The organism is Pantoea latae, assembly GCF_002077695.1.
Lineage (GTDB): Bacteria > Pseudomonadota > Gammaproteobacteria > Enterobacterales > Enterobacteriaceae > Pantoea > Pantoea latae.
In genome coordinates, this window is record NZ_MWUE01000004.1 from 1 (window position 1) to 24716 (window position 24716).

General features: G+C 59.3%; 24 protein-coding genes. 12 read left to right on the plus strand and 12 right to left on the minus strand.

The genetic code is table 11. The features are described 5' to 3' along the window. Positions 1-489 precede the first annotated feature (489 nt). From murJ to rimJ, 4 genes are all read right to left on the minus strand, one after another. On the minus strand, positions 490-2028 hold the full coding sequence (murJ, locus tag B2J69_RS01465; protein ID WP_081135327.1) for a murein biosynthesis integral membrane protein MurJ: 1539 nt from the start codon (positions 2026-2028) through the stop codon (positions 490-492). Between the two features lie 120 nt (positions 2029-2148). After that, complete coding sequence (locus tag B2J69_RS01470) at positions 2149-3069, minus strand: Gfo/Idh/MocA family protein (protein WP_081135332.1); 921 nt, start codon at positions 3067-3069, stop codon at positions 2149-2151. A gap of 1 nt (position 3070) precedes the next feature. Further along, on the minus strand, positions 3071-3700 hold the full coding sequence (locus B2J69_RS01475; RefSeq protein WP_081135336.1) for a YceH family protein: 630 nt from the start codon (positions 3698-3700) through the stop codon (positions 3071-3073). 13 nt (positions 3701-3713) lie between these two features. Further along, complete coding sequence (gene rimJ, locus B2J69_RS01480; protein WP_081135340.1) at positions 3714-4304, minus strand: ribosomal protein S5-alanine N-acetyltransferase; 591 nt, start codon at positions 4302-4304, stop codon at positions 3714-3716. Positions 4305-4545: 241 nt separating this feature from the next. Between rimJ and grxB the strand changes: the two genes are divergently transcribed. The 7 genes from grxB (at position 4546) to solA (ending at position 9673) form a co-directional block, all read left to right on the plus strand. Then, complete coding sequence (gene grxB / locus B2J69_RS01485; RefSeq protein WP_081135344.1) at positions 4546-5193, plus strand: glutaredoxin 2; 648 nt, start codon at positions 4546-4548, stop codon at positions 5191-5193. 110 nt (positions 5194-5303) lie between these two features. After that, complete coding sequence (locus B2J69_RS01490; RefSeq protein ID WP_081136351.1) at positions 5304-5867, plus strand: lipoprotein; 564 nt, start codon at positions 5304-5306, stop codon at positions 5865-5867. A 347-nt stretch (positions 5868-6214) separates the two neighbouring features. Further along, positions 6215-7261: a dihydroorotase gene (gene pyrC / locus B2J69_RS01495; protein ID WP_081135348.1), complete on the plus strand. Its 1047-nt coding sequence runs from the start codon at positions 6215-6217 to the stop codon at positions 7259-7261. Positions 7262-7330: 69 nt separating this feature from the next. Then, positions 7331-7576 (plus strand): DNA damage-inducible protein I, encoded by a 246-nt coding sequence (dinI, locus tag B2J69_RS01500; RefSeq protein WP_081135352.1) that lies wholly within the window; start codon positions 7331-7333, stop codon positions 7574-7576. 145 nt (positions 7577-7721) lie between these two features. Then, positions 7722-7991, plus strand: coding sequence for a hypothetical protein (locus tag B2J69_RS01505; RefSeq protein WP_081135357.1), 270 nt, complete (start codon positions 7722-7724; stop codon positions 7989-7991). A gap of 210 nt (positions 7992-8201) precedes the next feature. Then, complete coding sequence (bssS, locus tag B2J69_RS01510; RefSeq protein WP_081135362.1) at positions 8202-8456, plus strand: biofilm formation regulator BssS; 255 nt, start codon at positions 8202-8204, stop codon at positions 8454-8456. A 98-nt stretch (positions 8457-8554) separates the two neighbouring features. Then, complete coding sequence (gene solA / locus B2J69_RS01515; protein WP_081135367.1) at positions 8555-9673, plus strand: N-methyl-L-tryptophan oxidase; 1119 nt, start codon at positions 8555-8557, stop codon at positions 9671-9673. A 39-nt stretch (positions 9674-9712) separates the two neighbouring features. Here the strand turns inward: solA and trhO are convergent, their stop codons facing one another. Beyond that, positions 9713-10762: an oxygen-dependent tRNA uridine(34) hydroxylase TrhO gene (gene trhO / locus B2J69_RS01520; RefSeq protein WP_081135371.1), complete on the minus strand. Its 1050-nt coding sequence runs from the start codon at positions 10760-10762 to the stop codon at positions 9713-9715. Positions 10763-11002: 240 nt separating this feature from the next. Between trhO and B2J69_RS01525 the strand changes: the two genes are divergently transcribed. The 3 genes from B2J69_RS01525 (at position 11003) to B2J69_RS01535 (ending at position 13261) form a co-directional block, all read left to right on the plus strand. Continuing rightward, positions 11003-11926: a Kdo(2)-lipid IV(A) acyltransferase gene (locus B2J69_RS01525; protein WP_081135376.1), complete on the plus strand. Its 924-nt coding sequence runs from the start codon at positions 11003-11005 to the stop codon at positions 11924-11926. 560 nt (positions 11927-12486) lie between these two features. After that, positions 12487-12753, plus strand: coding sequence for a hypothetical protein (locus B2J69_RS01530; RefSeq protein WP_081135381.1), 267 nt, complete (start codon positions 12487-12489; stop codon positions 12751-12753). Positions 12754-12862: 109 nt separating this feature from the next. Beyond that, positions 12863-13261: a MysB family protein gene (locus B2J69_RS01535; protein ID WP_081135385.1), complete on the plus strand. Its 399-nt coding sequence runs from the start codon at positions 12863-12865 to the stop codon at positions 13259-13261. Here the strand turns inward: B2J69_RS01535 and B2J69_RS01540 are convergent, their stop codons facing one another. The 3 genes from B2J69_RS01540 to B2J69_RS01550 all read right to left on the minus strand — a co-directional run bounded on the left by B2J69_RS01540 (position 13262) and on the right by B2J69_RS01550 (position 17729). Then, positions 13262-13489 (minus strand): YceK/YidQ family lipoprotein, encoded by a 228-nt coding sequence (locus B2J69_RS01540; protein ID WP_081136353.1) that lies wholly within the window; start codon positions 13487-13489, stop codon positions 13262-13264. Between the two features lie 156 nt (positions 13490-13645). Beyond that, complete coding sequence (gene mdoH / locus B2J69_RS01545) at positions 13646-16201, minus strand: glucans biosynthesis glucosyltransferase MdoH (RefSeq protein ID WP_081135390.1); 2556 nt, start codon at positions 16199-16201, stop codon at positions 13646-13648. Beyond that, the gene (locus B2J69_RS01550) at positions 16194-17729 is read right to left on the minus strand and encodes a glucan biosynthesis protein G (protein ID WP_174580886.1); all 1536 of its coding nucleotides are present in this window, start codon (positions 17727-17729) and stop codon (positions 16194-16196) included. The genes mdoH and B2J69_RS01550 overlap by 8 nt, the downstream gene beginning before the upstream one ends. Positions 17730-17996: 267 nt before the next feature. Here B2J69_RS01550 and mdoC point away from each other — a divergent pair, with 267 nt between their 5' ends. After that, positions 17997-19121, plus strand: coding sequence for a glucans biosynthesis protein MdoC (mdoC, locus tag B2J69_RS01555; protein WP_081135397.1), 1125 nt, complete (start codon positions 17997-17999; stop codon positions 19119-19121). A 37-nt stretch (positions 19122-19158) separates the two neighbouring features. On the opposite strand, the gene B2J69_RS01560 is transcribed toward mdoC, so the two are convergent. Continuing rightward, positions 19159-20619 (minus strand): phospholipase D family protein, encoded by a 1461-nt coding sequence (locus B2J69_RS01560; protein WP_081135401.1) that lies wholly within the window; start codon positions 20617-20619, stop codon positions 19159-19161. A gap of 146 nt (positions 20620-20765) precedes the next feature. On the opposite strand from B2J69_RS01560, the gene B2J69_RS01565 reads away from it, so the two are divergent. Further along, positions 20766-21923 (plus strand): beta-glucosidase, encoded by a 1158-nt coding sequence (locus B2J69_RS01565; protein WP_081135404.1) that lies wholly within the window; start codon positions 20766-20768, stop codon positions 21921-21923. Here B2J69_RS01565 and B2J69_RS24155 read toward each other — a convergent pair. The 3 genes from B2J69_RS24155 to B2J69_RS01570 all read right to left on the minus strand — a co-directional run bounded on the left by B2J69_RS24155 (position 21911) and on the right by B2J69_RS01570 (position 24599). Then, complete coding sequence (locus tag B2J69_RS24155) at positions 21911-22084, minus strand: hypothetical protein (RefSeq protein WP_167376548.1); 174 nt, start codon at positions 22082-22084, stop codon at positions 21911-21913. The genes B2J69_RS01565 and B2J69_RS24155 overlap by 13 nt on opposite strands. Positions 22085-22116: 32 nt before the next feature. Next, positions 22117-22260: a hypothetical protein gene (locus tag B2J69_RS24160; protein WP_167376549.1), complete on the minus strand. Its 144-nt coding sequence runs from the start codon at positions 22258-22260 to the stop codon at positions 22117-22119. A gap of 128 nt (positions 22261-22388) precedes the next feature. After that, a complete protein-coding gene (locus tag B2J69_RS01570; RefSeq protein WP_081135409.1) occupies positions 22389-24599 on the minus strand; it encodes a TonB-dependent receptor in 2211 nt (736 codons plus the stop codon). Positions 24600-24716: the final 117 nt, after the last annotated feature.

The following is a 24716-nucleotide window of genomic DNA, read 5'->3' on the forward strand; positions in this document are numbered from 1 at the left end:
TCTGCTGCCGGGCCGTCCTCGCGCCGCTTCGCGGTGCCTTCGGCTGCAACGTCGTGCCGGACGGACCGTTCGGGTACGGCCATCCAGGCCTACCCGAACTGCCTGTCGCATCCCTGCGACAGGCTCCTGGCACAACGTTTCCGCCTCAGCGCTGCGAATAGCCCTCTACAGCAGAGGAGTCGCAGTGGCCTCAGGCACGGTGCCCTTTGCAGCAGTAAAAACGCTGCCGTCCTTTTCCAGCAGCGCACACGGAAGCTGGCCAGCAGGCTGGTGCCGTTCAGGGGCGGGCATTTCGCAGCGCTGAACAGAATGAGGCTGCCAGGAGAGCCCGCATGGATGCGGGCGAAAGGTGGGGCTGGAACAGGGATGTTCCATCCCCACCGGTCCGTCAGGCAGACGAGTGGCGTGAAGGAACCGCGTCAGCGGCGCGAGGACCGCCCGCCCCTGAGCGGCACCCGACTGCGCTATTACCTCATTTTTAATGCACTGCTACGCGTGCGCCCGGCGCGCAAAATCGCGCGGGCGGAAGCCGAGCAGCCCTAAGGTCAGGAAGTAGGCGCCGCCGCCTACCGCGCAGACCGCCGCCAGCCGCACCAGACGCCAGACCATCGCGCCCTGCTCCCACGCCGGCATCAGCCAGAGAATGCCCACCAGCGCCGCTGCCATCACCACCACCGCAATCAGCAGACGCAGCAAAAAGCTCGCCCAGCCCGGCTGCGGCTGAAAAATACGCTGCTTGCGCAGCTGCCAGTAGAGCAGCGAAGCGTTGAGGCAGGCCGCCAGGCCGATAGAGAGCGACAGACCGGCATGCTTCAGCGGGCCGATAAAGGCCAGGTTCATCAGCTGCGTCATCAACAGGGTAATCATGGCGATCTTCACCGGCGTCTTGATGTCCTGACGTGAATAGAAGCCCGGCGCCAGCACTTTTACCACGATCAGTCCCATCAGCCCGACGGAGTAGGCGATCAGCGCGCGCTGCGTCATCAGGGCGTCAAAGGCGGTGAACTTGCCGTACTGAAACAGCGCGATGGTCAGCGGGCCGGAAAGAATGCCCAGCGCCACCGCGCTCGGCAGCGCCAGCAGGAAACAGAGGCGCAAGCCCCAGTCCATCAGACGCGAGTACTCGTCGTGGTTGCCGCTGGAAAAGCTCTTCGCCAGCGACGGCAGCAGGATAGTGCCGAGCGCCACGCCCAGCACGCCCGACGGGAACTCCATCAGGCGATCGGCGTAATACATCCAGGAGACCGAGCCGGAGACGAGAAACGAGGCGAAAATGGTATTGATGATCAGCGAAATCTGGCTGACGGAGACGCCAAGGATCGCCGGCCCCATCTGACGCATCACGCGCCAGACGCCCGCATCCTTGAGGTTAAGGCGCGGCAGCACCAGCATGCCGATCTTCTTCAGGTGCGGCAGCTGATAGAAGAGCTGCAGTACGCCGCCCGCTACCACCGCCCACGCCAGCGCCATCACCGGCGGATGGAAGTGCGGCGCAGCGAAGAGCGCAAAACCGATCATGCTGATATTCAGCAGCGTGGGCGCAAACGCGGGCACCGAGAAGCGGTTCCAGGTATTGAGTATTGCCCCCGCCAGCGACGCCAGCGAAATCAGCAAAATATAGGGAAAGGTGACGCGCAGCAGCGCGCTGGTGAGCGCGAACTTGTCGGCGGTGTCGGCAAAGCCAGGCGCGGTCACCAGAATCACCCAGGGCGCGGCGACCATTCCCGCTACCGTCACCAGCGCCAGCGCCAGCGTCAGCAGCCCCGAGACATAGGCGATAAACAGCCGCGTCGCCTCTTCGCCCTGCTTGCTCTTGTACTCGGCGAGGATCGGCACGAAAGCCTGGGAAAAGGCGCCCTCGGCGAAAATACGCCGCAGCAGGTTAGGCAGTTTAAAAGCGACGAAGAAGGCGTCCGTGGCCATCCCGGCACCGAACACCCGCGCCACGATGGCGTCACGGGCAAAACCCAATACGCGGGAAAACAGGGTCATGGAACTGACCGCTGCCAGCGATTTCAACAGATTCATAATTGGCGCGCGTCCTGAAAAGAGTCGGCAAAATGAGCTACTTAGCGCGGGCGCCCAGCGGCGCCCGGCGATAGTCTACTGTCACGGCGGGAAATGACCAGCGCGGAGTGTTACAAGGCGTTATTCCCTTTCCGCCTCGCGCCACAGTTTTTCTACCACGCGCTGCGCCAGCAGCGCCTGTTCGCCCCCTGTTTCAGGCATCGTCTGATTTTGCACACACTGGATAAAATGGTGCGCCGCGCCGCTAAAGCCGCGCTGGGTCAGATGGCTCTGCCAGGCGGGCGGCGGATCGAAGCGAACGCCGTCGCCGCGCTCTTCCTGCCAGTCGCGCATCTCCAGCACGTCGATGCAGCGGCCGTCGCCGATCAGGCTGGCGCGCTCGCGCTGGCTGCCGGCGCGGCGATGCATGCTGGTGGCGATCTGCAACGCGCCGGCGGCGAAGTGGTGCTCGGCATAAAGCATTTCGCCGCGTTCGTTGGTGCTGATAGTGCCATGACGCGGCGTCGCGCGGCCGCCCGCCAGCCACAGCGCGGTATCCACCACGTGCAGATAGTCGTCCAGCAGCGTAAAGCGCAGATCGCGCGGACCGACGCTGTCACTGCGGTGCTTCTCCAGACGCAGACTGGCGGCCTGCGGCATCGCCAGCCGCAGCTGCTGATAACGCGGCGCGAAGCGGCGGTTAAAGCCGACCATCAGCCGGCGTCCGCGCTTCTCTGCCAGCGCCACCAGCGCCTCGGCCTGATCCAGCGTCTCCGCCAGCGGCTTGTCGACCAGCACATCTTTTCCCGCCAGCAGCAGCGCGTTCACGATCTCATAGTGGGTCGCGGTGCTGCTGTGGACAAACACCGCGTCGCAGGCGTCGGCCAGCGCGTTCAGGGAGGAAAAACAGGCCATGCGGTAGCTGTCGCACACCGCTTTCGCCTTCTGCTGGTCGGGGGAAAACGCGCCCGCCAGCGTCCAGCTCTCCGCCTGCGTCAGGACCGGCAGCCAGGCCTTCTGCGCGATCGATCCCAGCCCGACGACGCCAATGCGTAAACTCATCTCAGCCTCCTTTATGCAGCAGCGACTGCACCAGCGCCTGTAGCGCAGCAAGCGACTGCTCCAGCACGGCGACGCGCGCGCTGAGATCGCTGTTATCCTCCAGCGGCGTCTCCTCGGCGGCCGCCGCCGTCTCGTCGCCAAACAGGTGGACGTAGCGGCTCTCGCGCTTGCCCGGCTCGCGCGGCAGGCGCGCCACCATCTCACGCTCGGCCAGATCGGCCAGCGTCGCTTCTACTTCCGCCACTTCGGCGAACTCGTGCAGCCGGCCGCTGCGCGTGCGCAGTTCGCCCGGCGTTTGCGCGCCGCGCAGAAAGAGCAGCGTCAGCACCGCCACCTCGGCGCTGCTGAGCTGCAGGTTGCCAAAGGTCGAGTTGCAGAAGCGCTGCTCATACTTCGCCACGCGCTGGCCGAAGCCGCTGTTAGCAGTTGCCAGATGGGCCTTCACCAGTCGATCCAGCTCGTCCTGCACCTCGCTTTCGCTCAGGTTCATCACCGGCTCGCGGTTCGATTTTTGATTGCAGGCGGTGACCACCGCGTTTAACGACAGCGGATACTGCTCCGGCGTGGTGACCTGCTTTTCCAGCAGGCAGCCGAGAATACGCAACGCCAGCGGCGATAGCGCCATTTTCATTTTGATCTCCTTATTAACCACGCCGATCCGGCGTCCACTCCTGACTGGTCAGCGCGGTCAGCACGTGATCCTGCCAGCGACCGTCGATCAACAGATAATCCTTCGCATAACCCTCTTTTTCGAAGCCGAGGCGCGCCAGCAGATCGCCGCTGCGCTGGTTATGCGGCATGTAGTTCGCCATGATGCGGTGAATGTGCTGCTGACGCTGCATATAGCGGATTGCGCTCTGCAGCGCCTCAAACATCAGCCCCTGCCCCTGCCACTTCTCGCCCAGCGAGTAGCCGAGGTAGCAGGCGTGAAACGAGCCGCGCAGCACGTTGCTGAAGTTGGCCACGCCGCGAATTTCGCCTTCTTCGGGATCCATTAAAACAAAGTAATAGGCGGAACCGCTTTTATGCATATCGGTGATCAGGCCCAGACGCGCCTGCCAGCCGGAGGGATAGCAGTGGCTCTCATCGCGCACCGGCTCCCAGGGTTTTAAGAAGGTGCGGTTCTCGGCGTAGTAATCCGCCAGCCGCCAGGCGTCGCGCTCATGGACCAGACGAACCACCAGCCTGTCGGTGGTCAATCGCACCCTGGGCGCGGCAGAACGATAGCCAAACATCATGACTCCTGAAATCTGAGGCTTAGAGAAAGCGGGGCCAGTCACATGGCTTTCACTATAACCGTCGCCTCTGCTTCGGTAAAATATTCGTTAACGCTCAGGCGGAAACCTCTTGATGCGCACTGGCCCTTCGCCGTTCGCGCCCGGCTCGGGTTTGCCCTGGGCCTGAATCTCTTCCATACTTCCGGCACGTCCTCATTCAGGGTGACGCCCGTCACTCTGAACACCAAAGGAGACCGGGATGAAACTCTACATCTACGACCACTGCCCCTTTTGCGTCAAAGCGCGCATGATTTTTGGCCTGAAAAACCTGCCGGTCGAGCTGATCGTGATGCTTAACGACGACGAAGCGACGCCGAAAAAACTGGTGGGTCAGAAAATGGCGCCCATTCTGCAAAAAGATGACGGCAGCGCGATGCCGGAGAGCCTCGATATTGTGCGCCTGATCGATAAAAGCGACGGCGAACCTTTGCTGACCGGCAAGGCCAATCCGGCTATCAGCGACTGGCTGCGCCATACCAATAGCTACATTAACAAGCTGCTGCTGCCGCGCATCGCTGACGCCGCGTTTGCCGAATTTGCCACGCCAGAGGCGCGCAGCTACTTCCGCAGCAAAAAAGAGGCGGCGATCGGCGACTTCGCCGAGCTGAAGCGCCATGCGCCCGGCCTGATCAAAAACGTCAGCGACGATCTGCGCCAGCTCGACAAGCTGATCGTCAAGCCGAATGCGGTCAACGGCGAGCTGTCGGAAGATGATATTCATCTCTTTCCGCTGCTGCGCTCGCTGACGCTGGTGGCCGGCATCGACTGGCCGAGCCGCGTCGCAGACTACCGCGACAATATGGCGAAACAGACGCAGGTCAACCTGCTCTCCTCTATCGCCCTCTGACGCGATGCGATGAGAGGCGCGCCTGCGTTTCTCATCGCCTTCTTAATGACACCCTTTCCGCATTCAGGCACCCTATGCGCTGCATAAGCACCCATCTGGATGAGGACAAGATGAAAAAGGTATTTCTTGGGCTGTCGGCCCTGTTTTTCGCCGTGCTGGTTAGCGGCTGCAATCAGCTCACGCAGTACACCATCAGCGAGCAGGAAGTGAATCAGGCGCTGGCGAAGCACAACAACTATGAAAAAGATATTGGCGTCGCCGGTCTGGTGAACGCCCATATTCTGTTAACCGATCTCAGCAGCCAGATTGGTCGCGAGGAGCCGGACCGCGTTACGCTGACCGGTAAGGCGAAAATCAATGTCACCTCGCTGTTCGGCCCGCAGGAGGCGGATATGCAGCTGAAGATGAAGGCGCGGCCGGTGTTCGACGCGCAGCAGGGTGCGGTCTTCCTGCGCGATCTGGAGATCGTCGACGCCCAGGTGCAGCCGGAGAAGATGGCCGCGGTGATGAAAAGCCTGACGCCCTATCTTAATCAGTCGCTGAAAAGCTACTTTGATCAAAAGCCCGCCTGGGTGCTGAGCACCGATCGCAGCAAAGGCGAGGCGCTGGCGAAGAAATTCGCTAAAGGGCTGAAGGTTGAGCCGGGCCAGTTGGTGATTCCGTTTACGCAGTAACAAGGTGCAGGCGTGGGTGACATGGCCCGATCGCAAAGACGCAAAAGCGCCATCCCTGGCGGCTCGGCCCGCGTGGATACGCACCTCCTCCCTGAGGTGCGCCCGTAAACGGGCCAACGCGCTGCGTTGTTCAAAAACGCTCCAGGCGTTTTTGTCCCTTGCGCGGGACGCTTTGCTCTTCGGTCCATGTCACCCGCGCTGTAAGCTCATTTGCGGTCTGGAGCCGTGCCCGCTGTCCTTTTCCCCTTCCCTGTAAGAAAAGAAGTGCAAACGGTTGCCCGACACCTTATGCTTTGTACCCGGCCAAAACGCGCCTCTACGTTTCCTGACAAGCCGGAGCTTCACTGATGACTGCACAGCCTCAACAACTCACTATCCGCCGCCCTGACGACTGGCATATCCATCTGCGCGACGACGCGATGCTTAAAACGGTCCTGCCTTACACCAGCGCGGTTAACGGACGTGCCATCGTGATGCCCAACCTGGTGCCGCCGGTTACCAGCGTCGCCGCCGCCGTCGCCTACCGCGATCGCATTCTGGCCGCACTGCCGGCGGAACACGCGTTTACGCCGCTGATGACCTGCTACCTTACCGACTCGCTCGATCCTGACGAAATTGAACAGGGCTTTAGCGCTGGCGTGTTTACCGCGGCGAAACTTTATCCGGCGCACGCCACCACCAACTCCAGCCACGGCGTCACCAGTATCGCCGCCATCAGCAGCGTGCTGGAGCGCATGCAGAAAATCGGCATGCCGCTGCTGATCCACGGCGAAGTGACCCACGCCGACATCGACATTTTCGACCGCGAGGCGCGCTTTATCGAAACGGTCATGGAGCCGCTGCGCAAACAGTATCCAGAGCTGAAGATCGTCTTCGAGCACATCACCACCCAGGAGGCGGCGCAGTATGTCGAGGCGGGTAATGACAAGCTCGGCGCCACCATTACGCCTCAGCACCTGATGTTCAACCGCAACCATATGCTGGTCGGCGGCGTGCGTCCGCATCTCTACTGCCTGCCGATCCTGAAGCGCAACGTGCATCAGGAGGCGCTGCGCAAGGTGGTCGCCAGCGGCCATCCACGCTTCTTCCTCGGCACCGATACCGCGCCGCATCTGCGTCACCTGAAAGAGGCGAGCTGCGGCTGCGCAGGCGTATTCAACGCGCCGACCTCGCTGTCCGCCTACGCCACCGTCTTTGAGGAGCTGGGCGCGCTGCAGCATTTTGAGGCGTTCTGTTCAGAGAACGGCCCGCGCTTTTACGGCCTGCCGCTCAACGAGGGCTCCATCACCCTGGTGCGCGAACCCTGGACGGTGGAGGAGCGCATCAGCATGGGCGAACACGCGCTGGTGCCTTTCCTCGCCGGCGAGACGCTAAACTGGCGCGTGAAAATCTAATCTGCGCTTTCGCTTGCCTCCGGCGCAATTATACTGTAGATATATACAGTATCTAATCCGGAGGCTGCTATGCGTGTTGAAATTACCGTTGCCAAAACGTCCCCGCTTCCGTCTGGCGCCATGGAGGCGCTGACGGCAGAACTTTCCCGCCGTCTCGATGAAGAGTTTCCCGACGGCCAGAACCACGTCAAAGTGCGCTATGCCACCGCAAACCAGCTCAGCGTGCTGGGCGGCGGTAAAGAGACGCGCGATCGGGTCAGCGATATCCTGCAGGAAACCTGGGAGAGCGCTGACGACTGGTTTGTTACCGATTAACCGCCACTGCGCAGTTTTTGCCGGGTGTCGCCATCCGGCTTTTTTATCACTCTCCCCCCTCGCCAGAACATTTTCCTGCATCTAGACTCTGATCGATCAATCGCCTATTCTTGCGCTCGTTATGCTTAACAGGAGGTGAGACGAAATGATGACAGACAATCCGGAAGAGGCCATGACCTTCGGCGAACTGCTGGCGCTGATCGCCGAGCAGCAACGTCGCCTGACGGTGCTGGAAAGCGCGTTTTCCAGCCTGACCTTCTGCCTGGACGAGCGCGCCGCTCAGCTGATGGTGCATCACCTGACGCTTGAAGCGCAAAACCAGAATCATGATGAACATCTGCAGCAGCACTTTGCTCGTCTGGCGCAGGTGTTGCAAAAGCATCCCGGCGCGCAGCCTGCTGACCCTGTGGCCTGATTTTAGCGCCTGAAAAAAACTGCCTGATGCGTCAGGCATTTTATTTTTTTGAACGCCCTTTTTAACGCCGATTATTTCGCTCACTTTTTGTTCGCCGCATTTTTTAATCGGAGATCACATATTTTCTGTTATAATTGTCTCGCTACTGGATAAAAAAGCCGCATTGAACCTCATCATGCACTTCGTTTAACGAGTAATAAGGAGGTTATAATGGACAGAAATAAAGACGTTATTCAGACTCACCCGCTGGTGGGCTGGGATATCAGTACCGTAGACAGCTACGACGCCATGATGATCCGCTTACATTCGCTCTCCTCGCAGGATCAAAAAGAAGAAGAAGCAGACGTCGGACCAACCTACTGGCTGACAACAGACGTGGCAAGGCAATTTATCTCGATTCTTGAAGCTGGCATTGCCAAGATCGAATCGGCTGAGCAGATGGAACGTTACCAGTCCAAACATTAGCCTCAGCCAGGTAAACGGGCACCCTCAGGGGTGCCTTTTTCATTTCTGATTCTGGTATGCTGCTGGGCGTGTTACGGCTTTCAGGAGTTTACCCTTCAATGATTTATGATCTGATTGTGGTGGGCAGCGGCTCCGTCGGCGCCGCCGCGGGCTTTTACGCCACCCAGGCTGGCCTGTCGGTGCTGATGATCGATTCCGCCCATCCGCCGCATACCCAGGGCGCGCATCACGGCGAAACGCGCCTGATCCGTCACGCCTACGGTGAAGGCGAGCGCTATGTTCCGCTGGTGCTACGCGCGCAGACGCTGTGGGATGAGCTGGAGCAGCTGGCCGGCGAACGCATTATGCACCGCAGCGGCATTATCAACCTCGCGCCCGTTCACTCTGCGTTTATTCGCAACGTCATTGAGAGCGCGCAGGCCTGGAAGCTGGACGTACAGGTGCTGCAGGCGGACGAGGTGCGTCAGCGCTGGCCGCAGATTGCCGTGCCGGACGGCTATATCGGCGTGTTTGAACCGCAGTCGGGCTATCTGAAGTGCGAGCAGGCGGTACGCAGCTGGATCGCCCTTGCCGAACGGGCGGGCTGCGCGCAGCTGTTTAACTGCGGCGTGTCGCACATCGGCCGCGACGGCGATCTGCAGCAGGTGGTGACGGCGGATGGCACCTTCCGCGCGCGCAAGCTGCTGATCAGCGCCGGCACCTGGGTGGGCCAGCTGGTGCCCAATCTGCCGCTGAAGCCGACGCGCAAAGTCTTCGCCTGGTATCAGGCAGACGGGCGCTACAGCGAAAACAATCAGTTTCCCGGCTTTACGGTGGAGATGGAGAACGGCAGCCAGTTCTACGGCTTCCCGGCGGACAATAACGCGTTAAAGCTGGGGCGCCACGACGGCGGTCAGCCGATGAGGGCGCCGGAAGAGCGCAAACCTTTCGGCAGCTACGCCGAAGATGGCAGCGACGCTTTTGCCTTTTTGCGGAAATTCCTGCCAGGAGTCGGCGTCTGTCTGCACGGCGAGGCGTGCAGCTATGACATCAGCCCCGACGAAGATTTTATTATCGATACGCTGCCGGATGAGCCGAATCGGTTAATTATCACCGGGCTGAGCGGCCACGGCTTTAAGTTCGCCAGCGTGCTGGGCGAACTGGCGACGGAGTTCGCGCTCGATAAACCGTTCTCGTTCGACCTCGCGCCCTTCTCACTCTCCCGCTTCGACCGCTAAACGCAAAAAGCCTGACGCACCGGCGTCAGGCTCTACGCGTTACTCTTTATCCGGCGATGGGATCGCCATCGTCAGGCGGCCACGCGACTTGTTGAAAATTTTGTTGCCGTTTTCGCGACCGGCGCGGCGCGCGCGCTGCTCTTCCGGCGACAGCTGCGACTCTTCCATACAGAGCGGGCTGCAGCAGTTGTGAAACTTCTCGGCGCAGCTCGGACACTGAATAAACAGCAGATGGCAGCCGTCGTTGACGCAGTTGGTGTGGGTGTCGCACGGCGCGCCGCACTGATGACACTGCGACAGCACGTCATCAGAGATGCGCTCGCCCATACGCTCGTCGAACACGAAGTTTTTGCCTTTGAAACGCACCGGCAATCCCTGTTCACGCGCGCGACGCGCATATTCGATAATGCCGCCTTCGACATGATAGACATCGTCGAAACCGTTGTGACGCATCCAGGCGCTCGCCTTTTCGCAGCGAATGCCGCCGGTGCAGTACATCACGATTTTTTTATCTTTCTGCTCCTGCAGCATCTCGACCGCCATCGGCAGCTGATCGCGGAAGGTATCAGCCGGGATCTCCATCGCATTGTCAAAACGACCCACTTCATACTCGTAGTGGTTGCGCATATCGACAAACACCGCGTCGGGATCGTCGAGCATCGCGTTGACGTCCGCCGCCTTCAGATAGGTGCCGACATCGCTGGCGTCAAAGCTCTCATCTTCAATGCCGTCCGCTACGATGCGGTCGCGCACCTTGAGGCGCAGCACCCAGAAGGATTTCCCGTCGTCGTCGAGGGCGATATTCATGCGCAGTTTGTCCAGCGCAGGATCAAAGCCGTAGAGAAACGCTTTCATCTGCTCATAGCGGCTGGCCGGCACGCTAATTTGCGCGTTAATGCCCTCTTTGGCCACGTAAACGCGACCAAACACCTTGTGTTCGGTCAGGCCGAGATAGAGCGCGTCGCGAAAGGCCTTGGGATCGGCAATGTGAAAGTATTTGTAGAATGAGACGGTGGTGCGCGGTTCGGTCTCCGCCAGCATGCGCGCCTTCAGCTCTTTATTGTTAACAAGGTTGTGTAACACTGGCATGGTGTTCGTTCCTGTTGGGGATAAAAATTGCGCCGCACATGATACAGCAATGCGCCAGGATGCAAAGAAAATTGATCTGACGCGGCTTTTCATCCCGCCTGTCGGGCGGCGGATTTTCAATTCGTCGCCTGCGCAATGCGTCTGCCTTTATTTCAGCGCAGAAGAAAAGCTGGCACAATAGGGGAAAATCAACGAGATATTGGTGCCATCAGGCGCATTACGCAGGATAAGCTTTTTCCTATGACTCAACTGCCGCAATTTTCCCGAGAACTTCTGCATCCCCGTTACTGGCTGACCTGGCTGGGCATCGCGTTCCTCTACCTGCTGGTGCTGCTGCCCTATCCGCTGCTCTATGTGCTCGGCTGCGGTTTAGGCCGTATCGCCATGCGCTTCTTAAAGCGCCGCGTCGCCATCGCCCAGCGCAATCTGGAACTCTGCTTTCCCGAAATGCCCACCAGCGAACGCGAAGCGATGGTCAAGCACAACTTCGAGTCGGTAGGCATGGGACTGATTGAAACCGGCATGGCGTGGTTCTGGCCCGACTGGCGCATTAAGAAGTGGTTTGACGTGTCTGGCCTTGAGCATATTCAAAAAGCGAAAGATGAGCAGCGCGGCGTGCTGCTTATCGGCATGCACTTTCTGACGCTGGAGCTGGGCGCGCGTATTTTCGGCATCTATAACCCCGGCATCGGCGTCTATCGTCCCAACGACAACAAGCTGATCGACTGGCTGCAAACCTGGGGTCGCATGCGCTCCAACAAAAGCATGCTGGATCGCAAAGACCTGAAGGGCATGATCCGCGCGCTGAAAAACGGCGATATCATCTGGTACGCGCCTGACCACGACTACGGCCCGCGCAGCAGCGTCTTCGTTCCCTTCTTCGCGGTCGAGAAAGCCGCGACCACGGTCGGCACCTATCTGCTGATCCGCAGCGGCAAGCCGCACGTGGTGCCCTTTGTGCCGCGCCGCCTGCCGCACGGCCGCGGCTATCAGATGCTGATTTTACCGGACGTCAGCGAGCAGATGCCGCTCGACAGCGACGTCGCCACCGCCGCCGCGATGAATAAAGTGGTGGAAGAAGGCGTCCTGCTGGCACCGGAACAATATATGTGGCTGCACCGTCGCTTTAAAACCCGCCCCGAAGGCGAGCCCTCACGTTATTAACCTTTTGCCGGCGAGCGGCGCTCTGCTCGCCGGCGATAAGCATCACTGCCGCTTACCCTTACGCCATGAGAATAACCTCTATAACTCTTTGTTTTTAAAGAGTTATATATTGTATTATTGGCTAAACAGGCCAGCCTAAACTCAAGCGTGTCTGATAACGATTACCGATCTTTATTAAATGTTTACGGCGGCTACATTAATTAAGGCGAAAACAGGAACAGAGGCCGGAACAAGAGAAATAACAGGCTGCGAAATTAATGTTTGAGGTTTATCTTAATTGGCCCTGATTTATATTGATTCCAGGCCTTTTCTTATTTATTCATTGACAATTCTTTGCTTTAGCTTATGTATGCAGTAAAATTAACTTATTTTACAAGGCATTGTCTTATTAAGCGCGTCACATATACTCATTATGCAATTTAACTTAAGGCTTTATACCTTTATGGAATTTGTAAACCCAGACATACCTCGGTAATTTCGACCCTGAAAGTTAGTTATTTCACCGCTCGTCTAAAAATATAAAAAGATTACACACAGCAAATCTCTAGCAGGAACATAAAATGAATAAAGGCATCTATTACTACGTGACAATCAGCACCGATCAGGAAAATTATCATTATTTACACCGCAAAGAGTGTAAGCGTATGCCGGATAAAAACGACATGGTTTTTATCGGTACGTTATATAACCTGAATCAGGCATTATCTATTGCGCGAATTAACTTTAAAAAGGTCAAACCCTGTATTAAATGTTGTATTCGCTACTCTGCGCCGGTTATCCGCGAAACGGTGCGGCCGGTGCTGCACTTCCCGCAGAAATCGCTCTGACCGGCGGCGGCGGGACGACTTTCTCTCCCGCCCCTCTTTTTCTCCTTTCCCCTGAAAAATTTCGTCTATCCTTCTCCTACATCCCGTTAATCAGGCAAGGAGAAAAGTGATGAGCATGTTCAGTACCTTAGAGGAAGCCATTGATGCTGCACGTGAAGAGTTTCTCGCCGATCATCCCGACATCGAGGAAGAGGATGTCAGCGTGAGTCAGTTCGGCCTGCAGAAGTATGTGATGCAGGATGGCGATATTATGTGGCAGGCGGAATTCTTCGAAGATGAAGGTGAAAGTGGCGAATGTCTGCCGATCCGCAGCGGCGAGGCGGCGCAGGCCATTTTTGATGGCGATTTCGACGAAGTGGAGCTGCGTCAGGAGTGGTTAGCCGAAAACACCCTGCACGAATGGGATGAAGGCGAGTTCCAGCTTGAGCCTCCCCTCGACAGCGAAGAGGGCGAAGCGGCGGCGCAGGAGTGGGAAGATGACAACAGCGAGTCTGACCGCCTGCTGTAACTACTCGTAGGGGCCGTGCTGGGCATCCACCGGCAGCAGCAGGGTGTCCACAACCAGCGACAGCGGCAGATCGAGGATAGTGAGGACGCGCCATGCGCCGTCGCGCACATCCCACTGCACGCCAGGATAGTACTGGTTGCCGTGTCCCTGTCCGGGCACGGCGCGGCTGATAATGCTGCCGCATCCGCTCAATAATAGCGCCATCAGCGCGACAACCGTTATTTTCAGCACACTCTTCACACGCGATACCTAATTCAAACAGCGGCTATTGTAATCAATGCCGCGAGGCTTTTATCGCTATTTTACGCCAGAAAAACGTAATGAGGGCGTTAAAACCGCGTCCATAAAAAAAGCGGCATTGCTGCCGCTTTATCATCTCGAACCTTAACGCGTTTGCGGCGGTAACGCCAGCGGGTTAAGCGCGAGCTTTTGATAGCTCTCTACCCACTGATGATACTTGTCGCTGTTTTCCCACAGGCGCGAGTGCACGCGCGCCAGCACCACCGGGTCGCTGATCAGCTGCAGCCGCTGTTCGCGGTTCAGCTTCTCAGGCACGTCGCTCAGCGCCTGGTCGACGCGGCGGTCGCGCGCGTAGTCCAGCAGCTGGCTCTGTCTGTGACGCGACGTCGCCAGCGCGGTGGCCAGCGCGTTAAACGCCGGATGGAACAGCGCATGCATAAAGCCATGCTTCAGCGCGCGCTCGCGGTTGAGCTGCAGATAGCGATCGGTGTCCACCAGCTCTTTCGGCGGCTCATACTCTTCCGGGATCAGGAACAGCTTCGCGCGTCGACTTTTCATCCCTACCGTGGCGCGGCTCGACATCACCGAGACAAACGGCGAGAGGATCAGCGAGAAGACGATCGGCGACAGCCACCAGAGGAAGTTAAGATCCAGCACGCCCATACCAACCGCCCAGACGATGCCTAGCAGCATCTGCGAGCCGTGACGACGGAAGGCTTCGCTCCACGGCGTGGCGTCGTCGTCGCGCTGCGGCGAGTTCCATACCACTTCCCAGCCCAGGAAGGCGCTGACCACAAACACGGTGTGGAACAGCATGCGCACCGGTGCCAGCAGCACAGAGAAGAGCATCTCCAGCAGCAGGGAAATAAACAGCCGGAACGCACCGCCGTACGGTTTCGCGCCCTTGAAGCAGATCAGCACCACGCTGAGCAGCTTCGGCAGGAACAGCAGCACCAGGGTGGTCGAGAACAGCGCGATCGCCAGTTCAGGACGCCACTGCGGCCAGACCGGGAAGAGCTGCCTCGGCTGCAGGAAGTAGGTCGGCTCCATTAGCGTGTGCACCACCTGCAGCGCGGTGGAGAGCGCCAGGAACATAAACCAGAGCGGCGCCGAAAGATAGGACATCACGCCGGTCAGAAACACCGCACGGTGCACCGGATGCATCCCTTTCACCAGGAACAGGCGGAAGTTCATCAGGTTGCCGTGACACCAGCGGCGGTCGCGCTTCAGCTCGTCCAGCAGGTTCGGCGGCAGCTCCTCATAGGAGCCCGGCAGATCGTAGGCGATCCAGACGCCCCAGCCGGCGCGACGCATCAGCGCGGCTTCGACGAAGTCGTGCGACAGAATCGACCCGGCAAAGGAGCCTTCGCCCGGCAGCGGCGCCAGCGCGCAGTGCTCAATAAAGGGCTTCACGCGGATAATGGCGTTGTGCCCCCAGTAGTGCGACTCGCCCAGCTGCCAGAAGTGCAAACCGGCGGTGAAGAGCGGGCCGTAAACGCGCGTGGCAAACTGCTGACAGCGCGCGTAGAGCGTATCCATGCCCGACGCCTTCGGCGACGACTGGATAATCCCGGCGTTCGGGTTCGCTTCCATCATGCGCACCAGGCCGGTAAGGCACTCGCCGCTCATCACGCTGTCCGCGTCCAGCACCACCATGTAGCTGTAGTTGCTGCCCCAGCGACGGCAGAAGTCGTCGATGTTGCCGCTTTTACGCTTCACGCGGCGACGGCGACGGCGGTAGAAAATCTTGCCTGCGCCGCCCACGTCACGCACCAGCTCCATCCAGGCTTTCTGCTCGGCGATGGCGATATCGGGATCGTAGCTGTCGCTCAGCACGTAGACGTCGAAATGGTCTGCGTTGCCGGTGCGCACCACCGATTCCCAGGTCGCGCGCAGGCCGGCGAAAACGCGTTCCACGTCTTCGTTGCAGATCGGCATGATCAGCGCGGTGCGGTGCTCGGGATTCAGCGCTTCGTCGCCCACCGTTGAGTAGGAGATGCTGTACTTGTCGCGGCCGATCAACAGCTGCAGGAAGCCCATCAGCGCGGTCCAGAAGCCCGCCGAGACCCAGCAGAAGAGGATCGCGAACAGGAACAGGATCCCGGTCTGCAACACGTAAGGCAGGATCTGCATCACCGACTGCTGCCAGTTCTGGTTAAGCATCTCCATCGGGTCGAGCAGCGTCCAGCCCTGATAAGGCAGGATGGTTTTCATGTACCAGGTGGCGATAACGGTCTGGAACACCGTGAGGATCAGCAGCACGTAGCGGCGAATCGAGCCGACGTGACGCCACTTCTCCTCGGCGCGCTGCTCTTCCGCCGTGGCGTAGCGATGCGTCAGCTTTTCGCCGCGCAGCGAACGCCAGGCGCGCACCAGCGGGTTGGTGCGCCAGGCTTCCGGGAACATCAGCGAGCGCTTCACCTTCGGCATCGCCTTCAGCGTGGTGCGGTCAAGGTAATCCTTGCCGAACTGCTCGCCGTCGGCCAGCGAATCCGGCCACGCCATTTTGACGCGGGCGGAGACCGACTTAAGCGGCGCATCGTCGGGACGATCGCTGGCGGCGACATCCTGGCCAAGCGTCTCGTGGATGAAGTGAAACGCCTCGGCGTGCTGCAGCGAGGCGCTTAACCGGGCCTTCCCTGCCGCATCCAGCGGCAGGGCTTCCACGTAGTTTTTAGGGATTAATGTCGGATTATTCATTGGCAGGTAACTGATAGCTCCAGGTTTCCGTCAATGTCTTGTCGCCGCTAACCAGCGCGGCGCGCATTTCGGTAGGCTGTTTGTTATCTTTGACGCGCAGACGCAGCACCAGACGCCAGCCTTTGGTGACCGGGTTATAGCGCACGCTCTGCTCAACCACTTCGCCGTTGTCGCCCACGCTCACCTGCGGCGCGACCTGGCTGTTGTCCGGCATCTCGCTCATCGCTTTACCTACGAAATCGATGGTAAAGGCGATCGAGCCGTCCGGCTGACGCACCAGATTCGACTGCTTGACGTCGCCCGCCGAGCGCAGCGTGTTTTTCACCCACGCGACGTCGTCAGAGTGGAGCTGGCTTTCGTCGCGCGTAAAGTGCAGGCGATAGCTGAAGCTCATCTCTTTGCCTGGATCCGGCAGGTTTTCCGGCGTCCAGAAGGCAACGATGTTGTCGTTGGTTTCGTCTGCGGTCGGGATCTCCACCAGCTCGACGCGGCCTTTGCCCCAGTCGCCCTGCGGTTCAACCCAGCCGCTCGGACGCATGTCGTAACGGTCGTCGAGATCCTGATAGCGGCTGAAGTCGCGGCTGCGCTGCAGCAGGCCGAAGCCTTTCGGGCTTTCGATGGTGTAGGTGCTCACCGCCAGATGGCGCGGATTATTGAGCGGCCGCCAGATCCATTCGCCGTTGCCGCTGTGAATCGACAGCCCGTCAGAGTCATGCAGCTCCGGACGGAAGTTGGTCACCGGCGACGGCTGGTTGGCGCCAAACAGGAACATGCTGGTCAGCGGTGCCACGCCCAGTTTGCCGACTTTATCGCGCAGATAGACCTTCGACTGCACGTCGACGGTGGTCTCTTTGCCCGGATGTACGGTAAAGCGATAGGCGCCCGTGGCGCGCGGCGAGTCGAGCAGCGCGTAGATCACCAGCTGTTTATCCTGCGGCTTCGGACGCGCGATCCAGAACTCTTTGAAACGCGGGAACTCTTCGCCGGACGGCAGCGCCGTGTCGATGGCGAGGCCGCGCGCAGAGAGACCGTAAACCTGATCGCCGCCGATGACGCGGAAGTAGCTGGCGCCGAGGAAGCTGGTGATTTCGTCGTCTTTGTCCCGCTTATTAAGCGGATAAAGCACTTTAAAACCGGCGAACCCTAAGTTTTTCACCGCATCGGCGTCGTGCTTGACGTTGCCGAAGTTGAAATAGTCAGGGCTGTATTTGATCTCGCGCACCGCGTTAGCCGCGACCTCGTTGATTTTTACCGGCGTGTCGAAATACATGCCCTGATGGTAAAACTCAAGTTTGAACGGCGTACGCAGTTTGCCCCAGTACGCTTTATCGTGGTTAAACTGGATCTGCTGATAGTCAGCAAATTTCATTTCACGAAACTGAGAGGGTAAATTGCTCTTAGGCGCTTCAAAACTTTTCCCTGCCAGCGTTTTCGCCTGTTTGGCGACATCATCAAGGTTAAACGCCCAGCTATTATTGGCGTACAACGCCAGCAGAACTGCCGCGCCAACCCAGCGCATCTTCATCAGCCCGCCTTTATTTTCCACTTTAATCAGCACATCCCCCCCTTTCGTGTGCTAAGTACAAACCCATTTATCTTAAAGGATTATTCGGTTTTCCGACAGCATATCCAAAAGATTGTTCCGTGGTTTCGTCAGCAAGCGCCCCGCTTTTAGGACAATTAAACGTTCCAGAATCAACTGATAGTATACCCTGTTTACTGCGGGTAGAATTTCACCCCGGTATACTCCGGTTTCAGGGCGAAACTGGCCAAACAGCGAACATAATGGGACGTTATGAGCACAGCAAAACCTGAACGTGAATATTTCCTCGATTCAATTCGGGCCTGTCTGATGTTGTTGGGGGTGCCGTTTCACGTTTCCCTCATCTATTCCACGCAGAAATGGGCGGTCAACAGCCAGGAGGCGTCGCTCTGGCTGACGGTGCTGAACGATTTTATTCACGCCTTCCGCATGCAGGTCTTTTTTGTTATCTCCGGCTATTTCTCCTACATGCTCTATCTGCGCTACGAGCCGCAGCGCTGGCTCAAGGTGCGCATGGAGCGCGTCGGCATTCCGCTGCTGACCGCCGTGCCGCTGATCACCCTGCCGCAGTTTTTTATGCTGCGCGCGCTGTCGGACAAGATGGCCGACTGGGACAGCCTGACGCTTTACGGCAAGTTCAATAACCTGATGTGGGAGCTGATCTCCCATCTGTGGTTCCTCGTGGTGCTGGTGATCCTCACCGCGCTGGGCATGGTGACCTTTAACAGGCTGCGTCGGCAGCAGCATCACCTCGACTACAGCCGCATCGGCTGGGGCAAGGTCACGCTGGGGATCATGGGCTATGCGCTGCTGTGGGATATTTTCCGCCGCGCGGTGTTCACCTTTTTCCCCGCGCTGCTGATGGATGGCCTGTTCAGCATTATGGTGATGCAGACGCTGCTGTTTTTGCCGTTCTTTATGCTCGGCGCGCTGGCGTGGAAGCACCCTGCCCTGAAGCAGCTGTTCGTGCGCTTTAATCCGGTGATGTGCTTCGGCGCGATTCTGGTGTTTATCGCCTACAGCCTTAACCAGCGCTACAGCAGCGGCGACGGCTGGCTCTATGAGCTGGATGCGTTAATCACCACGCTGATGGGGCTCTGCATGCTCAATGTCTGCTTCAGCTTCGGCCATCGCATGCTTAACGCTCACTCGCCGCGCATTATGTACCTGGTCAACGCCTCGCTGTTTATCTACCTGGTGCACCATCCGCTAACGCTGCTGTACGGCATCTTTATTACGCCGCTGATCGGCAACAACACGCTGGGCTTTTTCGTCGGGCTGGCGCTGGTGTTCGGCGTGGCGTTCCTGCTGTATGAGATCCACCTGCGTATTCCGCTGCTGCGCTTTCTGTTTTCCGGCAAAGCGCAAAAAAAATAGCGCATCGGGGGCGCAGCAGAAGCTGCGCCCTTTCCAGCTACAGCAGCCACTCGATCGGCAGCCGCCACACCAGCCGCACCAGCAGGCGCTGCACCCAGGTACAGCGCGGCTCATGCTTGTGCACGATCTCCCGCGCCTCGCCGGCGTACTCCACCCAGTTGACGCGTCCCCATTTATCGAGGCGCAGCGCCCAGGCGCGATCGCGCATCGCCGCGCTAAAACGCTGATGGGTCTGCCGCGCCAGCGCTTCGCTCTCGATCACCAGCCCCATCTCGGTATTCAGCACCGCCGAGCGCGGATCGAAGTTGAAGGAGCCGATAAACAGCGTCTCCTGATCGACGGTAAAGGTTTTGGCGTGCAGGCTGGAGCCGGAGTTACCGGTCAGGCCGCGATCGTGCGGCGCGTCCGGCACGCCGGACTGCGGCTTTAGCTCATACAGCTCAATGCCGCGCCGCAGCAGCTTTTTGCGCCATTTGGCGTAGCCGGCGTGCACCACCGAGACGTCGTTGGCCGCCAGCGAGTTGGTGAGGATGGCGATTTTTACCCCGCGCCGCTTCAGCGCCAGCAGCTGGGCGACGCCGGCGCGCGTCGGCACGAAATAGGCGGAGATAATATCGAACTGCCGCTGCGGCGCGCCGATCACCTCCAGCATGCGCTGCGGCAGCAGACTTTTGCGCTTCGCCCGCCCCAGCCCCTTACGCGGGTCGTCGCTCAGCAGACGCGCCTTCGCCCAGGTCATGCGCAGCGTGCCCTGCTCAAGCTGGCTGACGAAATGCGAGCTTTCCAGGCGCGCCAGATAGCGCTGCACCGCCTCGCTGTCGCGCCAGTCGGGCGGCAGCGCCACCGAGCCATCCTGCTGCTCGCTCTCGTCCAGCACGCTTTTCAGCGGCGCCACCGGCTTGCTCTGCCAGTAGCGCTCAAAATCGTTCGACACCTCGGCAACCACCGGGCCGATGGCCAGCACGTCGAGATCGGCGAACAGCGGCTCGCTGCCGGTGGCAAAATATTCGTCGCCGACGTTGCGTCCGCCGACGATGGTCGCCACGCCGTCCACGGTGAAGCTTTTATTGTGCATGCGTCGGTTGAGACGGGCGAAATCGGAGAGATAGCCCAGCGCGCGCAGGGTGCGGAAGGAGAAGGGATTAAACAGCTTAACGGTAATGTTCGGATGGCGATCGAGCCGGGCCAGGGTGTCGTCCAGGCCCGGCGTGTTGTTGTCGTCGAGCAGCAGCCGCACCTTTACGCCGCGCCCGGCCGCCTCCAGCAGCGCGCTGAACAGCAGCCGTCCCGACATATCGTTCTGCCAGATATAGTACTGCACATCGAGCGTGCGCTCCGCTTTGCCCATCAGCAGATAGCGCGCGGCGAAGGCGTCCAGCCCGTCGGCCAGCGGGTGAATGCCGCTCAGGCCCGGATGGCGCGCGCTGCGCGGGCCGACGATCTCCTCGAGCCAGCTGACGTCGGAGAGGTCAGGCGACAGGTTTAACGCTTCGGTCATTGGGGTTCCCTGGATAATCGACACGCTCTTATTATTTAACGCTTCGCCGAATATGGCTATACGCGGAGTCCGAGAGCGGCCAACTGCCGCACTTTTCAACTAGACTTAGCCAGACTATCGCGACCGGCCAGCCAGAGGAGCGGACCATGACGTCAGATTCATCCCGGCTTCAGCGCCACCATCCCCAGCTGTTTAACACCTTTTTTCAGGGCAGCTTTCCCTGCTCTACCGCCTGCCGCACGCCTGGCAAACGGCTCGACATGGTGATCAGCAGCGGCCACGATATGCTGCTGGAGAAGGATTACGCCGCGCTGGCGGCGCAGCGCCTGCAGACGGCGCGCGACGGCGGGCGCTGGTATCTGATTGAAAAAGAGCCGGACCGCTACGACTGGAGCAGCTTTTTGCCGATGGTGCGCGCGGCGAAGCAGCATGAGATGCAGATTATCTGGGAGCTGGCGCACTTCGGCTATCCCGATCACCTTAACATCTGGAAGGCCGCGTTTATCGATCATTTCGCCCGATTCGCCCGCGCGATGGCGCAGGTGATGCGCGATGAAGGCATCACCCAGCCCTTTTTTACGCCGGTCAATCAGATTTCATTCTGGGCCTGGGCCGGCGCCGACGTCGCCTGGTTCAATCCGCACGTCGCCAACCGGGGCAAAGAGCTAAAGCGCCAGCTGGTGCGCGCATCGCTGGCGGCGATCCACGCCATCCGCGACGTCTATCCTGAGGCGCGCTTCGTGCTGACCGATCCGCTGGTGCAGATCGCCAGCGATCCGCACAACCTCGACAGCAAACCCTACGCCGACGCGCAGCATCAGGCGCAGTTTGAAGCCTGGGATATGCTGGCGGGCCGCATCGACAGCGAACTGGGCGGCAGCGAAGCCTGTCTGGATATCCTCGGCCTGAACTACTATCCCGATAATCACTGGTTCTTCCCCGGCGAGCCGATGCCCGCGGCCCATCCGCTGCGCCAGCCGCTGCATCGTCTGCTGGCGCAGTGCTGGCAGCGCTACCAGCGCCCGCTGCTGCTGGCGGAAACCGGCGCGGAAGGCGACGCGCGCGCCGCCTGGCTGCAGCACGTCAGCGAAGAGGCGATGCTGGCGCTGGATCAGGGAATCGGGCTGGAGGGAATTTCGCTCTATCCGGTGGTGGAGTATCCTGCCTGGGCGGACGACCGCCGCTCGCCAGGCGCGCTGTTTGGGCTGGGCGATCCCAACGGCAACCGCACGCTGCACGAGGGCCTGGCACTGGTGCTGCGCAGTCAGCAGATTAAATTTCAGACAAAATTTCAGCTGCGGTGAACCGGCGGTTTTTTCGGCGTGCAGCTCTGAACTTCAAGCGAGGGATCGGCGGGATGGCGGACATCGGTGAGCCAGGTCATGGCGAAGAGGAACACTACGCCAATCAGGCAGGCTGCCAGCAGGCCGATAATGGCGATCAGTTTGTCATCTCGCGACTCCATACTTTCTCCTTCTGAACATCCTGCCGTTCGCTTTAGCTCATCCAGAGCGTCACCATCAGGACGACGATTATAAGCGTAACGGAGGTCACCGCAAGCACCACGATGGCGAAGTGCGCATCGTCCAGCGACTGGCGAAGGGGCTCATCTTGCGGATCGTGCGGTGACGGTGGAAGCATACATTCTCAACAGAAAACGGGGATCGCCGCAGGCTTGCGACGCCGACCAGTGTAATCGAAAGCCACCGGCCCGCCAGCGTTTTCTTGCAGCAAAAGAGACGGGGCGCGTTGTGCGCCCCGTTGATGCATTAAAAGTCGTAGCTGACGCCGACTTTCAGGGTGCGTCCGTCGCCGCGGAACAGATAGGTACCGGTGTCGTCAACGGAAGACCAGTATTTTTCATTGGTCACGTTATCAAGGCCGGCGCGCCATACCAGATCGTTTTCGTTGACCTTCATGCGGTAGCGCATGCCCAGGTCCAGCGTGGTAAAGCTATCGATCTTTTTCGTGTTGGCGGAATCGGCCCACTGCGAACCGGTATGCTCCAGCTGCGCCGTCGCCGTCAGGCCCTCTACCGGCCTGATGTCATACTCAGCGCCCAGCACCACGTTGTAGCGCGGTACGCCGATCGCATCCTTGCCGTTGTAGGTGCCATTTTCCGTTTTGGTCATTTCAGGATCGATCCAGGTCGCGCTGCCGTTGAGACGCACGCCTAACACCGGCTCGCCGAAGATGTTTAGCTCAACGCCTCGATTGCGCTGCTCGCCGTCCAGTCCATAGCTGCCGTCGCTGTTAAGAATGCCGGACGGCTTTTTGATTTCAAACAGCGCCAGCGAACCGCCCACGCGTTGAAAATCGACTTTCACGCCCACTTCGTTCTGCTTCGCATGCGCAATGCCGGTAGTGGTACCGTAGTTGGTGGCGTTGTTCGGTGCCACGTCGCCCGGCTGCAGCGATTCGGTATGGTTGGCATAGAGTGCCAGCGATTCAAGCGGCTTGTAAACGATGCCGTAGGTCGGCATCCAGCGGCTGTCGGTGTAGCGGCTCGAGGTGTCTTCAGCCCCAGTGGCGTTGCTGTAGTTGCGTACCACCACTTTCTGATGGCGCGCGCCCAGCGTCAGCTGCACGCTGTCGTCCAGCACGCCCAGCGTATCGCTCAGCAGATAGCCCTGGGTGCGGTTGCGGCCGGTGGTTAACGGATCGCTGTAGTTGCCGCCCGTCAGGTTGTTGGTCGGGTTCGCCACCTTGCTAGTGCTGTAAATATTGGTCGACTCGGTGTTGGTGCCGTAAGCCATACGCCATGCGGTATTATTACGCGTGGTATAGGCGGAGTAGCCGAAATTCACTTTGTGGCTGATAAAGCCAGTATCAAACTGGCCACGAATGCCCGCCATGCCGCTAAAGTTATTAATGATGCGGTTGGTGTCGAGACGGCCGATTTGCGCATTGCCGTCGGCGTCGGTGAGTTTCGGCGACGCGTAGTCGCCCAGCTCGTGCGAATGCTGAGCGCCTACTGCACCGTAGAGCGTCCAGTTATCGCTGACGTCATATTCCGCGCGCGCCATGCCGAACTCAGATTCGATATCGCTGTAGACCCAGTCCTGGCTGTAGTTGTGGCTGTTAGAAGGCAGCGAGGGAATAAAGTCGATGCCGCTGATGTTGACGCCGTTGTCCGCGTCGTGGAAGGTTTTTTTCTGATAACCCAGGTCGAGCGAGGTGCGCAGGCGATCGCCGCGATAGTCCAGTCCGATGGAGGCGGCGGTGGTGCGTTTCTGCTCGCCGTCGACGCCGGTCTCTCCTTCACGATGCACCGCGTTAAGACGCACGCCAAACTGGTTATTGTCGCCGAAGCGGCGACTGATATCGGTGCTGGTGCCAATTTGCTGTGCCGAAGTGTAGTCAATGCCGACACGGGTTAGCGGCACATCGTCAGCATGTTTCGGCTCCAGGTTGATCATGCCCCCCACACCGCTGCTGGCCGCGCCATTGAGCAGACCGTTTGCGCCTTTAAAAATTTCCACGCGATCGATCAGCGAGGCGTCCATGACCTGGCGCGGCACGATGCCTGGCAGGCCGCCGAAGGTCATGTCGTCGCCATCCAGTGTGAATCCACGAATGCGGTAAGTTTCAGCAAAATTGCCGTAGCCCTGCTGGCTTTGCACGCCCGCGTCGTTTTTCACCACGTCGGCGATGGTTTTCGCCTGCTGATCCTGAATCATCTTCGAGGTAAAGCCGATGACGTTAAACGGCACGTCCATGGCGTTTTGCTCGCCCAGCATGCCGAGACGGCCGCCGTGCGCCACCTGACCGTCAAGGTAAGCAGGCACCAGCTGGTCGCCGCCGGGTTTGAAATCACTTTGCGGCGCGGCGGTTACGGTCAGCGTCTGCTCGCTGTTGCTGGTGGTTGAAGCGGTGTCACTGGTGTTGGTAGTCGCAGCCATCACTGGCAAACAACCGGTGCTGACCAGCAAGGCCAGCAGCGTCGGTTTACATCCGTGAGAAGAAAGCGAACGGCGCATAGTCGATCCCTAATACGAAGGTTATTGATAATCATTATTATTGCGGTTTGCGATTATGCGCAGCCTCGCCTTTAATGCAAGCAAAATCTTACGTATTACCAGGCTGGAAAGTCAGGA